3 protein-coding genes are annotated in these 2,459 nt (G+C 77.3%); all 3 read right to left on the bottom strand.

Annotation, left to right across the window (positions count from 1 at the left end; translation table 11 throughout):
- Positions 1 to 1,108 (bottom strand): ABC transporter transmembrane domain-containing protein (locus tag ACFW2E_RS45255; protein WP_384477567.1); only part of this gene is annotated, 1,108 nt, incomplete at its 3' end.
- 95 nt (positions 1,109 to 1,203) lie between these two features.
- Positions 1,204 to 1,320: a SapB/AmfS family lanthipeptide gene (locus ACFW2E_RS45250; RefSeq protein WP_028798592.1), complete on the bottom strand. Its 117-nt coding sequence runs from the start codon at positions 1,318 to 1,320 to the stop codon at positions 1,204 to 1,206.
- Positions 1,321 to 1,393: 73 nt separating this feature from the next.
- Positions 1,394 to 2,459, bottom strand: a 1,066-nt coding sequence (locus ACFW2E_RS45245) for a lanthionine synthetase LanC family protein (RefSeq protein ID WP_384477563.1), incomplete at its 5' end; no start/stop codon positions are given.

The raw sequence follows: 2,459 nt of genomic DNA, 5'->3' as shown, positions 1-2,459 counted from the left end.
CGGGGGGCGGGGGCCCCCGGGCCACCACCAGGTCGACACCGTCGAGAACGGTGCGTCCACCGCGCCGGGCGGTCAAGCGGCGCAGCTCCAGGCGTCCGGGGCCGGGCGGCAGCGGCCTGCTGCCGTGGCGGGGCGCGGGCACGGCCAGGATCTCGCCCAGCCGGCCGGCCGCCGCCCCGGCCCGCGACAGCGCGGAGAGCCGGCCGACCAGCACGCCCACGCCGGTCGCGAGGACCGCGTAACGGGAGGCCGCGAGGACCTCGCCCACGGACAGCCGGTGACGGGTGAGCAGCACACCGGCCACGGCCACGACGCCCAGTTGCAGCAGCGGTGCCACCGCGACCGCCTGCGCGGCGGCCCGTCCCTGCACCTGCCACATACGGTGACCCGCACGGGACAGTTCCGGCAGCGGCCGCAGGATCCGTGCCTCCTCCCGGGCCTCCGTGGCCGCCGCCCGGACGGTTCGGCGGCCGGCGGCCGCCTCCGCGAGCGCCGCCGCGATGTGGCCCTGCACCCGCTGGTAGCGGGCCACGCACTCCGACGTGTCCCGCGCGAGGGCACGCAGCAGGAGGGCCAGGACCGGTGCGCCGGCCAGCAGCACGGCCGCGAGCCAGGGGTCGATCAGGCCGAGCGCCACCACGCCCCCGGCCGGACCGGCGAGCGCGGCGAGCAGCGCGGCCAGGGCGCCGGGCGCCGTGCCCGCCTGCACGGCGTTGCCGACCACCCGGGCGACCAGGTCCCCGGAGCCGAAACGCGCGGTGGCCCTGGGCCCCAGCGCCAGCACATGTGCGAGGACTCCGCCGCGCAGCCACGCGGTGGACCGGGCGTCGAGGGTGCCGGCGAGCACGCTCGCGCACCCGTCCAGCACCGCGAGCAGCAGCACCAGCCCGGCGCTGCGCCACAGCCAGTGACCGGCCGGGGCGTGCGCGAGCAAGAGGTCCAGGGTGTGGCCCAGCGCGGCGGGGAGCAGGAGCCCGGCCGCCGTGGCGGCCGTGGTCGCGGCGCAGAGGGCGGCGCAGCGGGCCCCGCTGTGCCGGATCGCCGAGCGCACTGGGTCACGGGTCCGTCCGGCCACCGGGCCGGGGGTCTCGTCGGCACGGGTCGTCATCGGCAGCGGCCTCGCGTCGGGTCGGGCGGAAGGCCCCCGGCGTGCCCCCTCCCGCGAGGAGAGGGCACACCCGGGGCCGTGGCTCACGGGGCCGGTCAGAGACAGAGCAGAACGCTCGCCGCCGAGATGCAGGAGAGCAGGCTGACCGTGCTCGCGCCGCCCCCGCCGGTGTGCTCGTCGGATTCCATCGTCTGCAGGTCGAGCAGTGCCATGGGGTTTCCCTTCCCTGTGTCGTGTGTGCCGTGGTACCCCGAGTTCCGGGGACGGGGTTGCGTCACGACTCCGTCAGGTCGCGGAGCCGCGTGGTGAGGGCCGCCGGTGGGGCGGCAGGAACGGCAGTTGTGCGGTTCGGGCACCGTCCAGGGCCGCCGCGAGCGCGAGCAGACACCCTGCCGTTCCGGTGGCGAGGTCCATCGACAGCCGCATCATCTGGTGCCCGGGGAAGGCGAGTTGGCCCTGGTACGACATGGCGAACCAGCCCAGTCCCGCGATCTGTCCGGCGAGCCGGTCAGCGGTGGCGCCCGGCGTCGTGGTGCGGCTCAGGTGCAGGATCATTCCGGCGCGGCCCTGGAACAGACCGGGCTGCGCGTAGAAGCGGGAGGTGGCGGCGGTCAGGACGGCACGGCGTGCCCGCTCGAACTCACCGGTGGCGTCGGTCGCGTGCGCGAGGTGTTCGTCGAGGACCAGGCCGATTCCGGCGCTGCCGTCGCCGAGGTACGGCAGCGTGCGCCATCCCTCGTCCACCTCCAGCCCGCCGCCCTCCCGGACCACGCAGCACTCCAGGTCGCGGCGCAGCGCCTCGCCGGCGGCGGCCAGGAGCCGGGGCTCGCCGGTCTCCTCGTACTGCCGCAGCAGGAACAGCGCCGGCCCGCTCGCGCCGCGCAGCAGTCCCGCCCGCCGGCGGGGCGTGTCCGGATGCGGCTCCGCGAGCCGCCGTACGAGGATGTCCGCGGCCTCGGCGGCCCGCTCGCGCAGCTCCGGCTCACCCGTCGAGCGCGCCAGGCCGGCCAGGACCAGGCCCAGGCCGGCCAGGCCACCGTGCAGGCCGGAGGCGAGGTTGCGCCACTTCTCCCGCAGGATCCCGTCGATCAGGTCCAGGGCCCGCTGCCGGTGCCCCAGCCGGTCGAGGACGTGGGCGACACCGGCCAGACCGTCGTACAGCCCGAGGGGGGTGCCCGCCGGGGGCGGCGCGGTGTGGCCGAGGAGCCAGCGCTCGCCCTCGTCGTACCGCCCGCCGCCGCTCTCCGCGAGCGCGTACAGCACCCCGGCGGCGCCGTGCGCGAGCCCCAGGCCGCCGCCGTCGGAGAACTGCGCGATGTCCCTGGGGAAGAGCCGGTCGTCCCGCGCGGGG

The organism is Streptomyces sp. NPDC058964 (assembly GCF_042741275.1).
Taxonomy (GTDB): domain Bacteria; phylum Actinomycetota; class Actinomycetes; order Streptomycetales; family Streptomycetaceae; genus Streptomyces.
Note: the sequence above shows the minus strand (reverse complement) of the source record. Positions and strands in the feature narration are given on the sequence as shown.